Origin of the sequence: Pseudescherichia sp., assembly GCF_031998825.1 — a bacterium.
Classification (GTDB): domain Bacteria; phylum Pseudomonadota; class Gammaproteobacteria; order Enterobacterales; family Enterobacteriaceae; genus Pseudescherichia.
The window spans coordinates 169,902-187,517 of sequence record NZ_DAMACX010000001.1 but is presented as its reverse complement, the minus strand read 5'-3'; the positions used below and the strand labels follow the sequence as shown (position 1 = coordinate 187,517).

Annotated in this window: 19 protein-coding genes and 1 pseudogene; 10 read left to right on the top strand and 10 right to left on the bottom strand. The window is 54.4% G+C overall.

All coding sequences use genetic code 11. The features are described 5' to 3' along the window. The first annotated feature begins 33 nt into the window (after positions 1-33). Positions 34-1,050 (top strand): asparaginase, encoded by a 1,017-nt coding sequence (gene ansA, locus RTP97_RS00995; RefSeq protein ID WP_312410027.1) that lies wholly within the window; start codon positions 34-36, stop codon positions 1,048-1,050. A gap of 10 nt (positions 1,051-1,060) precedes the next feature. Then, complete coding sequence (gene pncA, locus RTP97_RS00990) at positions 1,061-1,702, top strand: bifunctional nicotinamidase/pyrazinamidase (RefSeq protein ID WP_312410025.1); 642 nt, start codon at positions 1,061-1,063, stop codon at positions 1,700-1,702. Positions 1,703-1,788: 86 nt separating this feature from the next. On the opposite strand, the gene RTP97_RS00985 is transcribed toward pncA, so the two are convergent. Together RTP97_RS00985 and msrB are read right to left on the bottom strand one after the other, a co-directional pair. Continuing rightward, the gene (locus tag RTP97_RS00985; protein WP_312410023.1) at positions 1,789-2,061 is read right to left on the bottom strand and encodes a YeaC family protein; all 273 of its coding nucleotides are present in this window, start codon (positions 2,059-2,061) and stop codon (positions 1,789-1,791) included. Positions 2,062-2,102: 41 nt separating this feature from the next. Next, entirely contained in the window at positions 2,103-2,516 is a 414-nt protein-coding gene (gene msrB / locus RTP97_RS00980) for a peptide-methionine (R)-S-oxide reductase MsrB (RefSeq protein WP_312410020.1), read from the bottom strand. 341 nt (positions 2,517-2,857) lie between these two features. On the opposite strand from msrB, the gene gapA reads away from it, so the two are divergent. Together gapA and RTP97_RS00970 are read left to right on the top strand one after the other, a co-directional pair. Continuing rightward, positions 2,858-3,853, top strand: a complete 996-nt coding sequence (gene gapA, locus RTP97_RS00975) for a glyceraldehyde-3-phosphate dehydrogenase (RefSeq protein WP_042392940.1) — start codon at positions 2,858-2,860, stop codon at positions 3,851-3,853. 76 nt (positions 3,854-3,929) lie between these two features. Beyond that, the gene (locus RTP97_RS00970; RefSeq protein WP_312410017.1) at positions 3,930-4,814 is read left to right on the top strand and encodes a D-hexose-6-phosphate mutarotase; all 885 of its coding nucleotides are present in this window, start codon (positions 3,930-3,932) and stop codon (positions 4,812-4,814) included. Positions 4,815-4,858: 44 nt separating this feature from the next. Here the strand turns inward: RTP97_RS00970 and RTP97_RS00965 are convergent, their stop codons facing one another. Both RTP97_RS00965 and RTP97_RS00960 read right to left on the bottom strand, forming a co-directional pair. Next, positions 4,859-5,713, bottom strand: a complete 855-nt coding sequence (locus RTP97_RS00965) for an aldo/keto reductase (RefSeq protein WP_312410015.1) — start codon at positions 5,711-5,713, stop codon at positions 4,859-4,861. An 86-nt stretch (positions 5,714-5,799) separates the two neighbouring features. Continuing rightward, entirely contained in the window at positions 5,800-6,546 is a 747-nt protein-coding gene (locus RTP97_RS00960) for a MipA/OmpV family protein (protein WP_312410014.1), read from the bottom strand. Positions 6,547-6,990: 444 nt separating this feature from the next. Between RTP97_RS00960 and yeaG the strand changes: the two genes are divergently transcribed. Together yeaG and RTP97_RS00950 are read left to right on the top strand one after the other, a co-directional pair. Then, a complete protein-coding gene (yeaG, locus tag RTP97_RS00955; RefSeq protein ID WP_312210894.1) occupies positions 6,991-8,925 on the top strand; it encodes a protein kinase YeaG in 1,935 nt (644 codons plus the stop codon). A gap of 72 nt (positions 8,926-8,997) precedes the next feature. Then, the gene (locus RTP97_RS00950) at positions 8,998-10,281 is read left to right on the top strand and encodes a YeaH/YhbH family protein (protein ID WP_312410011.1); all 1,284 of its coding nucleotides are present in this window, start codon (positions 8,998-9,000) and stop codon (positions 10,279-10,281) included. Positions 10,282-10,407: 126 nt separating this feature from the next. Here RTP97_RS00950 and RTP97_RS00945 read toward each other — a convergent pair. Beyond that, positions 10,408-10,494 (bottom strand): annotated as a pseudogene (locus RTP97_RS00945) (type VI secretion system tube protein Hcp); the annotation flags it as partial. A gap of 699 nt (positions 10,495-11,193) precedes the next feature. On the opposite strand from RTP97_RS00945, the gene RTP97_RS00940 reads away from it, so the two are divergent. Both RTP97_RS00940 and RTP97_RS00935 read left to right on the top strand, forming a co-directional pair. Continuing rightward, on the top strand, positions 11,194-11,685 hold the full coding sequence (locus tag RTP97_RS00940) for an Hcp family type VI secretion system effector (protein WP_312410008.1): 492 nt from the start codon (positions 11,194-11,196) through the stop codon (positions 11,683-11,685). After that, positions 11,682-12,161: a DUF2778 domain-containing protein gene (locus RTP97_RS00935; protein ID WP_312410005.1), complete on the top strand. Its 480-nt coding sequence runs from the start codon at positions 11,682-11,684 to the stop codon at positions 12,159-12,161. The genes RTP97_RS00940 and RTP97_RS00935 overlap by 4 nt, the downstream gene beginning before the upstream one ends. A gap of 251 nt (positions 12,162-12,412) precedes the next feature. Here the strand turns inward: RTP97_RS00935 and yoaI are convergent, their stop codons facing one another. Further along, on the bottom strand, positions 12,413-12,517 hold the full coding sequence (yoaI, locus tag RTP97_RS00930; RefSeq protein ID WP_312410002.1) for a small membrane protein YoaI: 105 nt from the start codon (positions 12,515-12,517) through the stop codon (positions 12,413-12,415). Positions 12,518-12,699: 182 nt separating this feature from the next. On the opposite strand from yoaI, the gene RTP97_RS00925 reads away from it, so the two are divergent. Further along, the gene (locus tag RTP97_RS00925; RefSeq protein ID WP_103821151.1) at positions 12,700-13,146 is read left to right on the top strand and encodes a DUF441 domain-containing protein; all 447 of its coding nucleotides are present in this window, start codon (positions 12,700-12,702) and stop codon (positions 13,144-13,146) included. Here the strand turns inward: RTP97_RS00925 and RTP97_RS00920 are convergent. The 4 genes from RTP97_RS00920 to RTP97_RS00905 are packed head-to-tail and all read right to left on the bottom strand — an operon-like array spanning position 13,129 to position 16,231. After that, on the bottom strand, positions 13,129-13,821 hold the full coding sequence (locus RTP97_RS00920) for an ABC transporter permease subunit (RefSeq protein WP_312409999.1): 693 nt from the start codon (positions 13,819-13,821) through the stop codon (positions 13,129-13,131). The two genes, RTP97_RS00925 and RTP97_RS00920, sit on opposite strands and share 18 nt — an antisense overlap. After that, positions 13,811-14,584 carry an amino acid ABC transporter permease gene (locus RTP97_RS00915; protein ID WP_312409996.1) on the bottom strand — a complete coding sequence of 258 codons (774 nt, stop codon included), beginning with the start codon at positions 14,582-14,584 and terminating at the stop codon, positions 13,811-13,813. Before RTP97_RS00915 ends, RTP97_RS00920 begins: the two co-directional genes overlap by 11 nt. Beyond that, positions 14,584-15,405, bottom strand: coding sequence for an amino acid ABC transporter ATP-binding protein (locus tag RTP97_RS00910; protein WP_312409994.1), 822 nt, complete (start codon positions 15,403-15,405; stop codon positions 14,584-14,586). The genes RTP97_RS00915 and RTP97_RS00910 overlap by 1 nt, the downstream gene beginning before the upstream one ends. Before the next feature lies 1 nt (position 15,406). Further along, positions 15,407-16,231 carry an ABC transporter substrate-binding protein gene (locus tag RTP97_RS00905; protein WP_312409992.1) on the bottom strand — a complete coding sequence of 275 codons (825 nt, stop codon included), beginning with the start codon at positions 16,229-16,231 and terminating at the stop codon, positions 15,407-15,409. Positions 16,232-16,423: 192 nt separating this feature from the next. Between RTP97_RS00905 and RTP97_RS00900 the strand changes: the two genes are divergently transcribed. After that, a complete protein-coding gene (locus tag RTP97_RS00900; protein ID WP_312409989.1) occupies positions 16,424-17,611 on the top strand; it encodes a CynX/NimT family MFS transporter in 1,188 nt (395 codons plus the stop codon). The last annotated feature ends 5 nt before the right edge of the window (positions 17,612-17,616 follow it).

The window sequence follows — 17,616 nt, the reverse complement described above, 5'->3', positions numbered from 1 at the left end:
GGGATTTTCTTTGCGTTACCAGAACAGACTACCATGCAAAAAAAATCGATTTACGTCGCCTATACCGGCGGGACCATTGGTATGCAGCGCTCGGAGCAGGGCTATATTCCGGTCTCTGGCCATCTGCAACGCCAGCTGGCGCTGATGCCCGAGTTCCATCGCCCGGAGATGCCGGACTTTACTATCCACGAGTACGATCCGCTGATGGACTCGTCGGATATGACCCCCGAAGACTGGCAGCATATCGCAGACGATATCAAAGCTAACTACGATCGCTACGATGGCTTTGTGATCCTGCACGGCACCGATACCATGGCCTTTACCGCCTCGGCGCTGTCGTTCATGCTGGAGAACCTCGGCAAGCCGGTAATTGTGACAGGGTCACAAATCCCACTCGCTGAACTGCGCTCGGACGGGCAGATTAACTTGCTCAACGCTCTCTACGTGGCGGCGAACTATCCGATTAACGAAGTGACGCTGTTCTTCAACAACCGTCTGTTTCGCGGGAATCGCACCACCAAAGCCCATGCGGACGGCTTTAATGCCTTCGACTCCCCTAACCTACAGCCGCTGCTGGAGGCGGGCATCCATATTCGCCGCCTCGGTAACCCTGGCGCGCCGCGCTGCAATGGCGAGCTGGTTGTTCACCGCATCACCCCGCAGCCCATTGGCGTGGTAACGATTTATCCGGGTATCTCTGCCGACGTGGTGCGCAACTTCCTGCGTCAGCCGGTGAAGGCACTGATCCTGCGATCCTACGGCGTGGGTAACGCGCCGCAGAACGGCGAGTTCCTGCGGGAGCTGGAGGCGGCCAGCGCGCGCGGCATTGTGGTGGTGAATCTTACCCAGTGTATGTCCGGTAAGGTCAACATGGGCGGCTACGCTACCGGTAACGCGCTGGCGCATGCGGGCGTGATTGGCGGCGCGGACATGACGGTCGAAGCGACCCTGACTAAGCTACACTGGCTGTTAAGCCAGGATCTGGACGCCGAGGCCATTCGTCAGGCGATGACCCAGAACCTGCGCGGCGAGCTAACCCCCGACGATTAAGGAGCCTGTCATGATGCAACGAGCACTCTTGCTGGTGGATATACAGAACGATTTTTGCGCCGGTGGTGCACTGGCGGTGCCAGAGGGCGATAGCGTAGTAGACGTGGCTAACGCGCTGATCGACTGGTGTAAAGCACGGAGTGACGCCGTGGTGGCCAGTCAGGACTGGCACCCGGCCGATCACGGCAGCTTCGCCAGTCAGCACGGCGTAGAGCCTTATACGCAGGGAGTGCTGGATGGGCTTCCGCAAACCTTCTGGCCCGATCACTGCGTACAGGGAAGCGAAGGGGCTGAACTGCATCCCCTGCTGAAGCATAAGATGATTGACGAGGTCTTTCACAAAGGTGAAAACCGGAGTATCGACAGCTACAGCGCCTTTTTTGACAACGGCCACAAGCAGAAGACCGGCCTGGATGCCTGGCTGCGCATGCGCGGCATCACCGAGCTTATCGTGCTGGGCCTTGCTACGGACTACTGCGTGAAGTTTACCGTGCTGGATGCAATACGGCTGGGCTATCAGGTCAGCTTGATTACCGACGGCTGCCGGGGCGTTAACATCGACAAACAGGACAGCGCCCAGGCGTTTATGGACATGGCATCAGAGGGGGCAACGCTCTATACGCTGGCAGACTGGGTAGAGACGCACGCATAATTATTGCCCGGTGGCGCTACGCTTACCGGGCCTACAGGAGTGTGTAGGCCGGGCAAACGCAGTGCCGCCCGGCGTTTACCAACGCCTTACTTGAACGTGGCAATCGGTTTGGGCGTGATGCCAAACTCCTCTTTCAGCTGCTGCTTGCTCTTCATCACCATCTGACCGTTGGTATCAATGGTCATATGCTGCGCATCGGTGTTGTGACGCGCCTGCCAGAGCATTACCAGCTGCAGGCTGTTCTCTTTCTGCTCCGGGGTCAGCACCACACCATCAGGCCATTTCCCCGTCTCAACTGCCGTTGCCAGACGCTGATAAACCTCTGGCGTCATGCTGGCAACAAGCTCATTAATTTCCATCGTTCACGCGCTCCCGTGGAATAATTTGCTGAATCGATTCTTTAGCCTTTAATCTGCTCGCCGTCGGCCTCGTCATTGAAGCTCAGAGAGGCAGAGTTGACGCAAAAACGCTCGCCGGTCGGTTGCGGACCGTCAGGGAAAACATGGCCTAAATGCGCATCACAATTGCCGCAGCGGATCTCAATTCGCTGCATGCCGTGTGAGTAATCGTTAAGATAACGGATCGCATTTTCACTGACCGGTTCGTAGAAGCTCGGCCAGCCGCAGCCGGAGTCATATTTGCTCTGGGAGTTAAACAGCGCGGCATCGCATACCAGGCAGTGGTAGACGCCTTCGCGCTTATTATGCAACAGCTTACCGCTAAAAGGCGGCTCTGTACCGTGATTTTGCGTTACATGAAACTGCATTTCAGTAAGGCTTTTTTTCAGGTCATCCTGAGAGGATTGATTAGCCATTTGCTTGCTTCTCGCTATAGGGTCATTTACATCTTTTGTCTGATTCTAACAAAACATTAACAGTGCCGTCCTGACTTTTGTTCTAAACTTAGGCGGTGCGAAAATGTAGCGGAGGAATTGTGATCTATTTCACGTTTTTATCCTGCATGCCCTTTAAAATCCACGCCGGCGACCCCATACGGGTTGTAGCTGATTGGAATAGTGAGACGACATCGCCGCGCAAAGGTTATGCACAGGATTGATTTGTCGCAATGATTGACACGATTCCGCTTGACGCTGCGTAAGGTTTTTGTAATTTTACAGCCAACCTTTTATTCACTAACAAATAGCTGGTGGAATATATGACTATCAAAGTAGGTATCAACGGTTTTGGCCGTATCGGTCGCATTGTTTTCCGTGCCGCTCAGGAACGTTCTGACATCGAAATCGTTGGCATCAACGATCTGTTAGACGCTGACTACATGGCGTACATGCTGAAGTATGACTCAACTCACGGTCGTTTCAACGGCACCGTTGAAGTCAAAGACGGCCATCTGGTTGTTAACGGCAAAACCATCCGTGTTACCGCTGAAAAAGACCCGGCTAACCTGAAATGGGACGAAATCGGCGTTGACGTTGTTGCTGAAGCTACCGGTATCTTCCTGACCGACGAAACCGCTCGTAAGCACATCACTGCTGGCGCGAAAAAAGTGGTTCTAACCGGTCCGTCTAAAGACAACACCCCGATGTTTGTTAAAGGCGCTAACTTTGACAAATACGAAGGCCAGGACATCGTTTCTAACGCATCCTGCACCACCAACTGCCTGGCTCCGCTGGCGAAAGTTATCAACGACAACTTCGGCATCATCGAAGGCCTGATGACTACCGTTCACGCGACCACCGCTACCCAGAAAACCGTTGACGGCCCGTCTCACAAAGACTGGCGCGGCGGCCGTGGCGCGTCCCAGAACATCATCCCGTCCTCTACCGGTGCTGCTAAAGCAGTAGGTAAAGTACTGCCAGAACTGAACGGCAAACTGACCGGTATGGCGTTCCGCGTTCCGACTCCGAACGTATCCGTTGTTGACCTGACCGTACGTCTGGAAAAAGCAGCATCTTACGAAGAGATCAAGAAAGCTATCAAAGCCGCTTCTGAAGGCGACATGAAAGGCGTTCTGGGTTACACCGAAGATGACGTTGTTTCCACCGACTTCAACGGCGAAATCTGCACTTCCGTGTTCGATGCCAAAGCAGGTATCGCACTGAACGACAACTTCGTTAAACTGGTCTCCTGGTACGACAACGAAACCGGCTACTCTAACAAAGTACTGGACCTGATTGCTCACATCTCCAAATAAGATGTGACACTCAACTTAAGAGCGACTTCGGTCGCTCTTTTTTTTGGCTTAAGACAGAGGATTGAGGAATACGAATATGATCAATAAAATTTTTGCTCTTCCAGTAGTCGAAAACATTACGCCGGTCATTTCCCGTCGCCAGCTGGACGAGCTGGAGCTGATTGTGGTCGACCACCCGCAGGTTAAAGCCTCTTTCGCGCTGCAGGGCGCACACCTGCTCTCTTTTAAACCGGCAGGGGAAGAGGAAGTGCTGTGGCTGAGCGGTAACACGCCGTTCAAAAATGGCGTCGCGCTGCGCGGCGGCGTACCGGTATGCTGGCCGTGGTTTGGCCCGGCGCAGCAGCAGGGCCTGCCCGCCCACGGTATTGCCCGCATCCTGCCCTGGACGCTGACCGCCCATAACGAAGATGAGAACGGCGTGGTGCTGACATTTGAACTGCAAAGCAGCGACGCGACCCGTGAACAGTGGCCGCACGATTTCACCCTCTTTGCCCGCTTTAAGCTCTGCCAGACCTGTGAAATTGAGCTGGAAGCCCACGGAGAGTTTGAAACCACCTCTGCCCTGCACACTTACTTCAACGTAGGCGACATCAGCGCGGTGAAAGTCAGCGGGCTGGGCGATCGTTTTATCGATAAGGTGAACAACGCGCAGGAAGATGTGCTGGCCGACGGCGTGCAGACCTTCCCGGACCGTACCGACCGCGTCTATCTGAACCCGGAAGCGTGTAGCGTGATCCACGACAGCGCGCTGAATCGTGCAATTGAGGTGATCCACCATCACCACAGCAACGTGGTGGGCTGGAACCCAGGCCCGGCGCTCTCTGCCAGCATGACCGACATGCCGGACGACGGCTATAAGACCTTTGTTTGCGTAGAGTCAGCCTGTGTGACCGTACCGCAAAAGACCACCGAAGAGAAGCCGTCCCGCCTGGCGCAGACTATTCGCGTGAGCAAGCGTTAATCATTAAAAACGCTATGCCCTCTCACCCAGAGAGGGCATTTTCTCTACACTACGTCCAGCGGCGTTTTGCGGCCTGGCGCCGGAAAGGCACGATCCAGCTGGTTCAGCTCAGACTCACTCAGATTTAAACCGAGCGCAGCGGCGTTCTCTTTGACGTGCGCGACGCTGGCGGCCTTCGGGATCGCCATCACGCCCTGATGACTGATAACCCATGCCAGCAGCACCTGGGCGGCGCTTACGCCATGCCCATGGGCGATCTCGCGCACGGTGGCGTTCTCCAGCAGGCCATCGCGTAGGCGTCCGGCCTGGGCCAGCGGACAGTAGGCCATCACCGGCAGAGACTGCTGCTGACACCAGGGCAGCAGATCGTACTCAATGCCCCGGGAGGCGAGATGGTAAAGCACCTGGTTGGTGGCGCAGGCTTGACCGCCTTCAACACGCCACAGTTCCTGCATATCGCTATAGTCGAGGTTAGAGACGCCCCAGCGGCGGATCTTGCCCTGGCGGATTAGCATGTCCATCGCCTCGACGGTTTCGGCCAGGGAGTAGTTACCGCGCCAGTGCAGCAGGTAGAGATCGAGATAGTCTGTACCAAGACGGCGCAGGCTGGCTTCACAGGCGGCAATCGCTTTCTGACCGCCCGCGTTCCATGGGTAAACCTTTGATACCAGGAATACCTCGTCGCGCTTGCCCATAATGGCCTCGCCGACCACCTCCTCTGCACCCCCGTCGGCGTACATCTCAGCGGTATCGATAAGGGTCAGGCCAAGATCGATCCCTGCTCGTAGCGCCGCCACCTCGTTTTGCCGCTGACGGGGATTTTCACCCATATACCAGGTGCCCTGGCCGATAGCGGCCAGCGGCTGGCTGTCGGCAAACTGCACGCGTTTTTCTGCCATGGTGTCCTCCAGAAATGATTGCCCTACCCTAAAACAAACAGGGCGCAAGCGCCCTGTTTGAATGCACGAGAATCAGCATGTAAGCATTAGAAGCTATAGGTCACACCGGTAGAGAATGCACCGGCCCAGGACTTATCGACCATCGGGCTGTCTTTGATCTCATCCCCCAGACGGGTATAGCGTCCTACACCATACACGCTCCAGCTGTCGTTCAGCTGGTAGCTAGCGCTCAGCTCCAGATAAGGACTCCAGTCGCTATCCGGATCGTAAGTGCGTAGGCCGCTGTTGCGAGACTCCTTACCCGAGACACCGTAGTAGTACTCGTTCTGGTTTTCGCTGCTCCACTCGGCACCGATCCCCGGGGTCAGGGTCAGGCCGCCGTTGGTGTAGCGGTAGAGCCAGGCCAGATCCCAGGTGATACCGTTGCTGTTATCCAGCGTATCGCCGGCCAGCGTGGTGCGCAAAAATCCGTACTGGGTGTTATGCACATAAGACAGGCCCGCCATCAGCGTAGATTTACGCTTATCGAGCTGGCGCAGCTGCCAGTCATCGCTGTCTTTCGGCCGGAAGTGGAAGGGGTTGTAGTAGGCGGTGACAGAGAGCTTATCGCTTTCGTCATTCCACAGATAGTAGCCGCCGCCGAGGCCGCGGAACCAGAAGTTATCCCCTTCGTAGGTGATCACCGGGACGGGGACGACTTCGCGATCGTAGTCTTTGTAAGGAGACTCAAGCACACCGACACCCGCGCCAATAGACCAGGGGCCCGCTGCGTTTGCCGTTGCGGCACATGACGCGATAAATACACCAAGCGCCAGAAATTTGAGTTTGGTCACAATCCTTTCCTTCCTGTAGTCAAATAATCAGCGGGAGCAGTGTAACCGCCCGCCTCCGTCATCCCAAATTTTTTCACTGATTATTATATAACTGAACGCGACAGCATGCTGTTTTAGCGTGACAACCTGCTTAAGGATAAATGACAGAGAGATGAATCTTTCGCAACACCCTTTATCTATAAAGAAAATAAATTCAGATGAGTTATTGATATGTCATTGAAAGTAGATTGGCGTGCAATGCAAGTTTTGCAAATGCCATCTACGCTTAACTTTAAGAAGGTGTATCGCGGGCGCGTTAACTGCTGGCGTTCACAACCTGGCATAAGGGTTGCTGCATTCCGGTGCTGAAGTAGAGCTAGCGTCGTTCAGCTTATCTCTTCCGGGAGCCTCCACTATTCATATGAACGGCTCTTTTCTTGTGCTAAAACGAAAGGACGGCATGCCATGAATATATTCGATCACTATCGCCAGCGTTATGAAGCTGCCAAGGACGAAGAGTTCACCCTGCAGGAGTTTCTCACCATCTGCCGCCAGGATCGCAGCGCCTATGCGAATGCGGCAGAAAGGCTACTTACGGCTATCGGCGAGCCCGTGATGGTAGATACTGCTCTGGAGCCCAGGCTTTCCCGTCTATTTTCGAATCGGGTTGTCGCACGTTACCCAGCGTTTGAAGAGTTTTATGGCATGGAAGATGCCATCGAACAGATTGTCTCCTATCTGAAACATGCTGCCCAGGGGCTGGAAGAGAAGAAACAGATCCTCTACCTGCTGGGGCCAGTGGGTGGCGGTAAATCATCCCTTGCTGAACGCCTGAAATCACTGATGCAGCGCGTGCCTATCTATGTACTGAGCGCCAACGGCGAGCGTAGCCCGGTTAACGATCACCCTTTGTGCCTGTTCAATCCACAGGAGGATGAGCAGATCCTGGAGAAAGAGTATGGCATTCCGCGCCGCTACCTCGGTACCATTATGTCACCGTGGGCGGCGAAACGCCTGCACGAGTTCGGTGGCGATATCACCAAGTTCCGCGTTGTGAAGGTATGGCCCTCTATTCTGCAACAGATCGCCATTGCGAAAACCGAACCCGGCGATGAGAACAACCAGGATATCTCAGCGCTGGTGGGTAAAGTCGATATCCGCAAACTGGAAAACCACGCTCAGAACGATCCCGACGCCTACGGCTACTCCGGCGCGCTGTGCCGGGCCAACCAGGGGATCATGGAGTTCGTCGAGATGTTTAAAGCGCCTATCAAGGTGCTGCACCCGCTGCTGACGGCAACTCAGGAGGGGAACTACAACGGGACAGAGGGTATTTCCGCCCTGCCGTTCAACGGCATTATTCTGGCGCACTCAAACGAATCTGAGTGGGTAACGTTCCGTAACAACAAGAACAACGAAGCCTTCCTTGACCGCGTTTACATTGTGAAGGTGCCATACTGCCTGCGCATATCGGAAGAGATCAAAATTTACGAGAAGCTGCTTAACCACAGCGAACTGGCTCATGCCCCTTGCGCGCCGGGAACCCTGGAGACGCTCTCCCGCTTCTCTATTCTTTCGCGTCTGAAAGAGCCAGAGAACTCCAGCATCTACTCAAAAATGCGCGTCTACGACGGTGAGAGCCTGAAAGACACCGATCCGAAAGCCAAATCCTACCAGGAGTATCGGGACTACGCCGGGGTAGACGAGGGGATGAACGGGCTATCCACGCGCTTCGCGTTTAAAATCCTCTCCAGGGTCTTTAACTTTGACCACGTTGAGGTGGCGGCGAACCCGGTGCACCTCTTCTATGTGCTGGAGCAGCAGATCGAGCGCGAGCAGTTCCCGCAGGAGCAGGCTGAACGTTATCTTGAGTTCCTGAAAGGCTATCTGATCCCGAAATATGCTGAGTTTATTGGCAAAGAGATTCAGACCGCCTATCTGGAGTCCTATTCTGAATATGGTCAGAATATTTTTGACCGCTACGTAACCTATGCGGATTTCTGGATCCAGGATCAGGAGTATCGCGATCCCGATACCGGCCAGCTGTTTGACCGTGAATCGTTGAACGCCGAACTGGAAAAAATTGAGAAGCCTGCCGGGATCAGCAACCCGAAAGACTTCCGTAACGAGATCGTTAACTTCGTACTGCGCGCCCGCGCCAACAATAGCGGCCGCAATCCGAACTGGACCAGTTATGAAAAACTGCGCACGGTTATCGAGAAGAAAATGTTCTCGAACACCGAGGAGCTGCTGCCGGTGATTTCGTTCAACGCCAAAACCTCTACGGATGAGCAGAAGAAACACGACGATTTTGTCGACCGGATGATGGAGAAAGGTTACACCCGCAAACAGGTGCGCTTGCTGTGCGAATGGTATCTGCGCGTTCGTAAATCGTCCTAAAACAGATGCCCGGTGGCGTTCGCGTCACCGGGCCGACCACTGGAACGGCAAAGCACCGTGGATGGAGGGCTTATGACCTGGTTCATCGACCGGCGTCTTAACGGCAAAAACAAGAGCACGGTTAACCGCCAGCGTTTCTTGCGCCGTTATAAATCGCAAATCAAGCAGTCGATCTCCGAGGCGATTAACAAGCGTTCGGTGACCGACGTAGAGAGCGGCGAGTCCGTCTCTATTCCTTCAGAAGATATTAGCGAACCAATGTTCCACCAGGGGCGCGGTGGCCTGCGTAACCGTGTTCATCCTGGTAACGATCACTTTGTGCAGAATGACCGCATCGAACGCCCGCAGGGCGGCGGTGGCGGAGGGGGCAGCGGCCAGGGCCAGGCCAGTCAGGATGGCGAAGGCCAGGACGAGTTTGTCTTTCAGATCTCAAAAGACGAGTACCTGGATCTCCTGTTTGAAGACCTGGCGCTGCCGAACCTGAAGAAAAACCAGCACCGGCAGCTAAACGAGTACAAAACGCACCGCGCTGGCTACACTGCTAACGGCGTGCCGGCCAACATCAGCGTGGTTCGCTCGCTACAAAACTCGCTGGCGCGCCGGACTGCGATGACGGCAGGTAAACGTCGCGAGCTGCGGGCGCTGGAAGAAGATCTCTCCAGCGTGGCGAATAGCGAGCCAGCCCAGCTGCTGGAAGAGGAGCGGCTGCGCAAAGAGATTGCCGAGCTGCGGGCCAAGATCGAGCGTGTGCCTTTTATCGATACTTTTGACCTACGTTATAAAAACTACGAGAAACGACCGGAGCCATCCAGCCAGGCGGTGATGTTCTGCCTGATGGACGTCTCTGGCTCGATGGATCAGTCCACTAAGGATATGGCTAAGCGTTTCTATATTCTGCTCTATCTCTTCCTGAGCAGAACCTATAAGAACGTGGAGGTGGTCTATATCCGCCACCATACGCAAGCCAAGGAGGTCGACGAGCATGAGTTCTTCTACTCACAGGAGACCGGCGGGACCATTGTCTCCAGCGCGCTGAAGCTGATGGATGAGGTGGTGAAGGAGCGTTACGATCCGGCGCAGTGGAACATCTATGCCGCGCAGGCCTCGGACGGCGATAACTGGGCCGATGATTCACCGCTGTGTCATGAGATTCTGGCCAAGAAAATTTTGCCGGTGGTGCGTTACTACAGCTATATCGAGATCACCCGCCGGGCACATCAGACCCTGTGGCGTGAGTACGAGCATCTGCAAGCGACGTTTGAGAACTTTGCTATGCAGCATATCCGCGACCAGGAGGATATCTACCCGGTCTTCCGCGAACTGTTCCATAAGCAGACGTCAGATTCTCACAACTAACGCTAAATCAGCCGGTAATAACCTTTACCGGCTGCCCGGCGGCGCTCCGCTTGCACGGGCCTACAACAGCACGCAGAACATGTAGGCCGGGTAAGGCGCCAGCCGCCACCCGGCGTCTCTGACATTAGAGCCTTCACGATCTTTAACGTCTACCGATCCTTTAATATCTGCATCACCGTCATCTTTTAGCCATAAATACTGAGGGGTAGGCATTTCATTTGCTCCTTACTGTTTTGACTAACTTTAACGTTATGAAATGCAAAATAATGGAAGATACCAAGTTAAAAACAATTAAAATATAGTCATAACTATAATAAATATCTTCAGGTGTAGGCCCAGAACTAAACCAGTATGCGATTTTGATTGCGATATCATTGCTAATTATTGGATTTTCAGAGAAGTAACGAACATCTACCCATGACACGACGCAAAAGAGAGTAATAAACCAAACCAGCTTTAGCAGGCTAAGGGCAACCTTGCGAATAACCACTATCGACTACCTCAATTGTTCCATGTGCATCAGAATCTTTACCCGGTACTTTATCTTTTAATTCATATTGATTTGTAGGCTAATCGTATACCTACATAGCCAGAAAAGGGAACTTTATTTTCTGATTTTTTTAAAATGAAAAATAAGCGATACTAAACAATAAGTTACTCACTTAAATTACAGAAATCTGTAATAAATGTTTAACTGTGTAGGGAAATGGTTTAACCGCAGCTAAGTAACATTTTGTATTTATTCTAGCCGATATAATTATCGATAGATATAGTTTATATTTTTCATGATTATGGAACAACCAAAATCATTCATAAACAGCATAGCACAAATTGCACTAAACATAATGTCTGTTTATGTTTATATAGTCATACTTAATATAAAACATAGTTACTCTTCGCTAAGGATTTCTTATGGCAATTCCTGCTTATTTATGGCTTAAAGACGATGGTGGCGCAGATATTAAAGGTTCAGTTGATTTAAAAAATAGAGAAGGCAGTATAGAAATATTATCGTTTGGTCATAACCTGCATATACCAACCGACAGCGGCTCTGGTAAACTGACTGGCACGCGCCTACATTCCCCCCTTACTATCGAAAAAGAATTTGATAGTTCATCTCCTTATCTCTATCGGGCAGTATCTACAGGGCAAACGCTAAAATCCGCAGAGATTAAATGGTATAAAATCAATGATGCGGGTCAGGAAGTAGAATATTTCAATATGTTTCTTCAAAATGTAAAAATTGTTGGCATTACACCAGTAATGCATAATATAAAAAATGCTGAGATGGAAAAACACAATCATAATGAATCTGTAGAGTTACGTTATGAAAAAATCACCTGGACATATTGCGACGGAAACGTTCAGTTTAGTGATGGTTGGAATATGAGAGTAACAGCATGATTGTTGCCCGATTTTCACTCAACGGTTTACCAACATCAATATTGAGCGTTCCCGGAGTCGGTAATTTTCCGGCATTCTCAGGGCAAAAAGGTGGGCGCAATAATTCAAATTTGAGTAGTGTAGTTAACATCGGACCAATACCTCCTGGAAGATATTTTATTGTTGGACGTCATAGCGGTGGCCGATTAGGTAGTATTTATGATTTTTATTTGAAAAACTTTTATGGCACAGACAGATCAGAGTGGTTCGCTTTGTATGGTGATGACTGGCAAATTGATGACTCTGTTTTTATCGAAACGATAAAACGTGGAGGGTTTCGGCTGCATCCAATCGGACCTCGGGGATTAAGTGAGGGTTGCATCACGCTAACACAGGCTAGTGATTTTGATTACCTCAGAAAAGCACTGCTTAAAACTACAATGACTCAAGTTCCATGTTGTAGCTTCAAAGCCTATGGGACAATCACTGTATCATGATCATCATTCTTCTTAGAATATCGAAGATAGCCCTATTTTTTATGATTTGGTTTTTCACCTGCGCTACGCTTTGGGCGCAACTCTTCCCGATTGAAAACGTCTACTGGCTTGCCGGGACGCTAAGCATTTATGGCGAAGAGAACATTTATGACCTGGCAGCAGCGCTTGGCATTGTCGTCTCAGGCGCGGGTTCGCTGGCGCTAACGTGGCTGTCTCTCAAGTGTTTAAGACGCAACGCTTGTCGCCTCACCTCACCCCATACGCTCAAGGATAAACACCGACGCCACCAGCACGGCGGCAATGGCTAAAAAGGAAGAGGCAATAATCAGCGTCTCGGTCAGCATCGGATCGTTCATTTTGTCGTCTCTTTTCTGCGCGATACAGCATTCATAATAGAGCGACATGAACATTCAATGACAGCCAAACTGATTTTAAGTGAAACTTTTAGGAACTTTCGGCTCGGGTTGAAAAAATTCTGCTGCCACATGCAGATAGGGTAAAGTAAGCGGGCTTATATTTCTGCCTGGAATCCTCTTTTATGTTCGATACCACTCTGTTTATTCTGCTTGGCCTGACTGCCCTCGGCTTTATTAGCCACAATACCACCGTTGCCGTGTCGATCATGGTACTGATTATGATCCGCATGACCCCGCTGAACGTCTATTTTCCATGGATTGAAAAACAGGGCCTGACCATCGGGATTATCATTCTGACCATTGGCGTGATGGCCCCTATCGCCAGCGGTACGCTGCCGCCCTCGACGCTGCTGCACTCCTTTGTTAACTGGAAATCGCTGATCGCCATTGCGGTAGGGATCTTTGTCTCATGGCTTGGCGGACGCGGCGTGGCGCTGATGAGCGCGCAGCCCTCGCTGGTGGCAGGGCTGCTGGTGGGTACAGTGTTGGGCGTGGCCCTGTTCCGGGGCGTCCCGGTCGGGCCACTGATTGCGGCGGGCCTGGTATCGCTGCTACTTGGCCGCCAGTAAGCTACGGCGCTGCCAACGCTTAACCGAGTGCTCCAGTAGGGTACAGAGCAGGTAGTAGACCACCCCGGTAAAGATAAACAGCGCTGCCGGGTAGATCTGCACGCGGTTGTTAACCTGCCCTGCAACGGTGGTCAGCTCCGGGACATTGACGATAAACGCCAGCGATGTGTCCTTTAGCAGGGCAATCAGCAGCCCCATGTACGAAGGGAGCGCGTTGCGCAGTGCCTGCGGGAGCAGCACCCAACGCAGCAGTTGAAGGCTACTGAAGCCTCCCGCCAGCGCCGCCTCATGCTGTCCCTTTGGCAGAGAGCCGATGGCGGCGAGCGTGGAGTACATCACCGAGGCGGAGGTGAACCACGCCAGCGCCAGGGTCACGGTCACCGCTCCAGGCAGATCGGCCCCGGTCAGCATCGGCAGTAAAAACCAGAGCCAGAAGATAACGAAGATCAGCGGAATGCCGCGAATGATCTCCGCCCAGGCGAACAGTACCCGCCGCGGCCAGCCCTTAAAACACCATGCAAAACAGGCCAGCGTGATACCGCCGGGAAAGGCCAGCAGCGCCGCGCCGAGGGTCATCAGCACTGACAGCAGTACCCCGCCTGGCTCGCCCTGAGCAGTACGGCCAAGCAGCAGATAGTCCAGGTTATCGGTAATTACCGTGATATTAGCGATCATCCTGCATCTCCCTGCGCGCCAGCGCCCTCTCCTGTCGCGCCGCACGCCACCACATGGGAGCGTTGAACAGCAGGCTCATCACCAGCCCCAGCAGCAGATAGAGCACGCTGCCGACGGCAAACGCCTCCAGGGCATGGGCGTTGTAGCTCTCAATCTGCCGGGTCTGATAGGTCAACTCGGCAAAACCAATCCCGGTTGCCAGCGAGGAGAGCTTCATCAGGTTCAGATACTGCCCCACCACCGGCTGCCAGGCGTTGCGTAATCCCTGGGGCAGCAGCACCCAGCGAAACAGTGCCAGCTCGCTAAACCCCTGCGATTTAGCTGCCTCAATCTGCCCCTTCGCCACGGCATGCAGCCCGGCTTGGATCTCCTCCACCAGAAAGGCGGCGGTAAAGAGTCCCAGCGCCCAGGCAGAGCTGAGAAACTCTGGCGTAAACCACCAGACATCCCCCGGTAAAATGCTGAAGGCGTGATCGTCATTAACATACTGACGAAAGCCCAGCGGCAGCAGGTTCCAGGCAGCAAAGTACCAGAACAGGAGCTGAACCAGCAGCGGCGTATTGCGAAACAGCGACACCCATACCGCCACCGCTCCGCGCCCCAGCGTGCCTCCTGCCAGCCTGAGGGCTAGCAGCAGGGCGGTCAGCACCGTGGCCAGCACGATGCCGACAACGGTTACCCAGATTGTGGTGAGAAAGCCAGAGAGGATCCACTGCGCAGGCTGGCCGGTAAGCACCCCGGCCCAGTCGAGATGGATGTGCATTACAGCTCCCTGTTTTCTGCGTGCAGCGGGTTGAGAACCTTCTGCAGGAAGCGCTGCGCCCGGGGATGCTGCGGGGCGGTAAAGAACTGCTCCGGAGCGGCCTGCTCAAGGATCTCGCCGCCGTCGATAAAGATCACCCGATCGGCAATCTCGCGGGCAAACTGCATCTCGTGCGTCACCACAATAAGCGTCATGCCGCTGTGCGCCAGGCTGCGCATGACCTGTAATACTTCACCGATCGTCTCGGGATCGAGCGCCGATGTCGGCTCGTCAAACAGGATGATGTGCGGCCTGGCGGCCAGCGTGCGGGCGATAGCCACCCGCTGCTGCTGGCCGCCGGAGAGCTGAGATGGGAGGTGGTGTGCCTTATCGCGCAATCCAACCCGCTCCAGCAGAGCCAGCGCTTTCTCCTCTGCTTCACGCTGCGGCTGGCCGTGCACTTTGGTTAGCGCCAGGGTGATGTTATCCAGCGCGTTAAGGTGGGCGTAGAGGTTGAACTGCTGGAAAACGAAGCCTACATGGCGACGCAGCTCGCGCAGCGCCCTACCTTTCAGGGTGCTGGTGGGTTTCCCATCAACGTAGATTTCGCCCCCGCTCACCGTCTCAAGCTGGTTGATCAGGCGGATCAGGGTCGATTTACCCGAGCCGGAAGGCCCGCAAACGGCAAGTACCTCTCCAGCGCAAACCTGAAGGTCGATCTGCTTTAGAACCTGATGATCGCCATAGCGTTTGCTGACCTGACGGAACTCGACCGTGCCTTCCTGCACGGGAAACGCCTCCGTGGCACTGGCCACAGAGGCGGAGAAGAGACCTGCAAACATATTACTTCGCTTCTATTTTAAAGCTGCGCGGCTGGGGCGTTTTGGTCTGCGGACCAAACCAGGTATCGTAGATTTTGGCCGCTTCGCCACTCTGCTCAAGCTTGACCAGCTCGCTGTTTACCGTATTCAGCAGCGCCGTTTCGCCTTTGGTCACGCCCACGCCAATCTCCTCTTTAGAGAGCAGATCCGGCAGGATTTTGAATTTTGCTTTATCCGGCGCTTCCGCCAGCAGGCCCGCCAGAATGGTGCTGTCCTGAGTGATCGCCTGCACGTTGCCGTTACGCAGCGCGGTCAGGGCCAGCGGGATATCGTCATAGGCCAGCACGCGTGCCTGCGGGAAGCGCTGATGCAGCGCCTGCTCGCCGGTAGTGCCTTTCACCGCGCCGATACGCGACTTACTGTAGGCGTCCAGCTTATCCGCGCCGTCTGCCGCCACCAGGAACTGTTGGCCCGTAACAAAATACGGCGTAGAGAAGTCGATAACCTGCGCACGCTCTGGCGTAATGGTGATGTCAGCCACGATCAGATCCACCTTGCCGGACTGCAACAGCGGAATACGATTTGCCGGGTTAGTGGCAACCAGCTCCAGCTTTACCCCGAGGCTTTTGGCCAGCGCTTTAGCAAAATCTACGTCATAGCCCACAATGTCATGGGTTTTAGCATCGACCGAGCCAAACGGCGGGTTTGCATCAAAGGTGGCGACTTTCACCACGCCAGCCGATTTAATATCGGCCAGCTTGTCAGCGTGAGCGGCAAAAGAGAGCGTTGAGAGGAGTGCCAGCGCCGAGAGCGTCCAGGCTTTTTTAGTCTGTGTAATAATTGCCATGCTTAATCCCTGTTATCCCTTGTTATAAGTATTAAGCGCTACGTTCACATAAGCTTTGGCGTCAGACAAATATCAAAAAGTGCATTACATATCCATAAACAGAATAAGGCTATAGAGGCAGGCGCTTTCCGTTACTTTCATCGCAGCGAAAAAGCGTTATCCTATCGGCAACGTATTCAACCTGAGAAAACAATGACTAGCCAGACCTCCTCCGGTCGCAAGCAGGGGCTGCTGCTGATTGCCGGGATCTTAATGATTGCCACGACTCTGCGGGTCACCTTTACCGGTGCCGCCCCGCTGCTGGATGCCATCCGCGCCGACTACGGCCTAACCACGGCGCAAACCGGACTGCTGACGACCCTGCCGCTGCTGGCCTTTGCTCTTATCTCCCCGCTGGCGGCCGGTGCTGCTCGCCGCTTTGGCATGGAGCGCAGCCTCGCCACGGCGCTGATCCTCATCTGCGCGGGCATCGCCCTGCGCTCGCTGCCGTCCTCAGCGCTGCTGTTTATCGGTACGGCGGCTATTGGCTGCGGGATTGCGCTGGGTAACGTGCTGCTGCCCGGCCTGATTAAACGCGACTTTCCCGGCCAGGTTGCAAAGCTAACCGGGGCCTATTCGCTGACCATGGGGGCTGCTGCGGCGCTGGGGTCGGCGCTGGTTGTTCCTCTGGCGCTGCACGGGTTTGGCTGGCGGGGGGCGCTGCTGATGCTAATGGCTTTCCCGCTTCTCGCCCTGCTGCTGTGGCTGCCCCAGACCGGTCGTCGGGCAACGAGTAGCCTGACCCAGGCAGGCAGCCTGCAAAACCGAGGGATCTGGCGATCGGCCCTGGCCTGGCAGGTTACGCTTTTCTTAGGCATCAACTCGCTGATTTACTATGTGATTATCGGCTGGCTGCCGGCGATCCTGCTAAGCCTGGGCTACAGCGAAACCCAGGCGGGTTCCCTGCATGGCCTGCTCCAGCTGGCAACCGCCGCGCCGGGCATTGCCATCCCGCTGATCCTGCACCGCCTGCGCGATCAGCGCAGCATCGCCGCTCTGGTGGCGCTGATGTGCGCCGTTAGCGCCGCCGGACTGTGGCTGGTTCCCACCCATGCGGTGTTGTGGACGGTCATTTTTGGCTTCGGCTCGGGGGCAACAATGATCCTCGGTCTGACCTTTATTGGCCTGCGTGCCAGCTCGGCGCATCAGGCTGCGGCCCTCTCCGGCATGGCCCAGTCGGTGGGTTATCTGCTGGCGGCGTTTGGCCCCCCGCTGATGGGTAAGATCCACGACGCCAGCGGTGACTGGCATATTCCGCTTATCGCCTGCGCCCTGCTCGCGGTGGTGATGGCCGCGTTTGGCGTCTTTGCCGGACGCGACCGCGAGATCGACGCCCGGTAAACCCA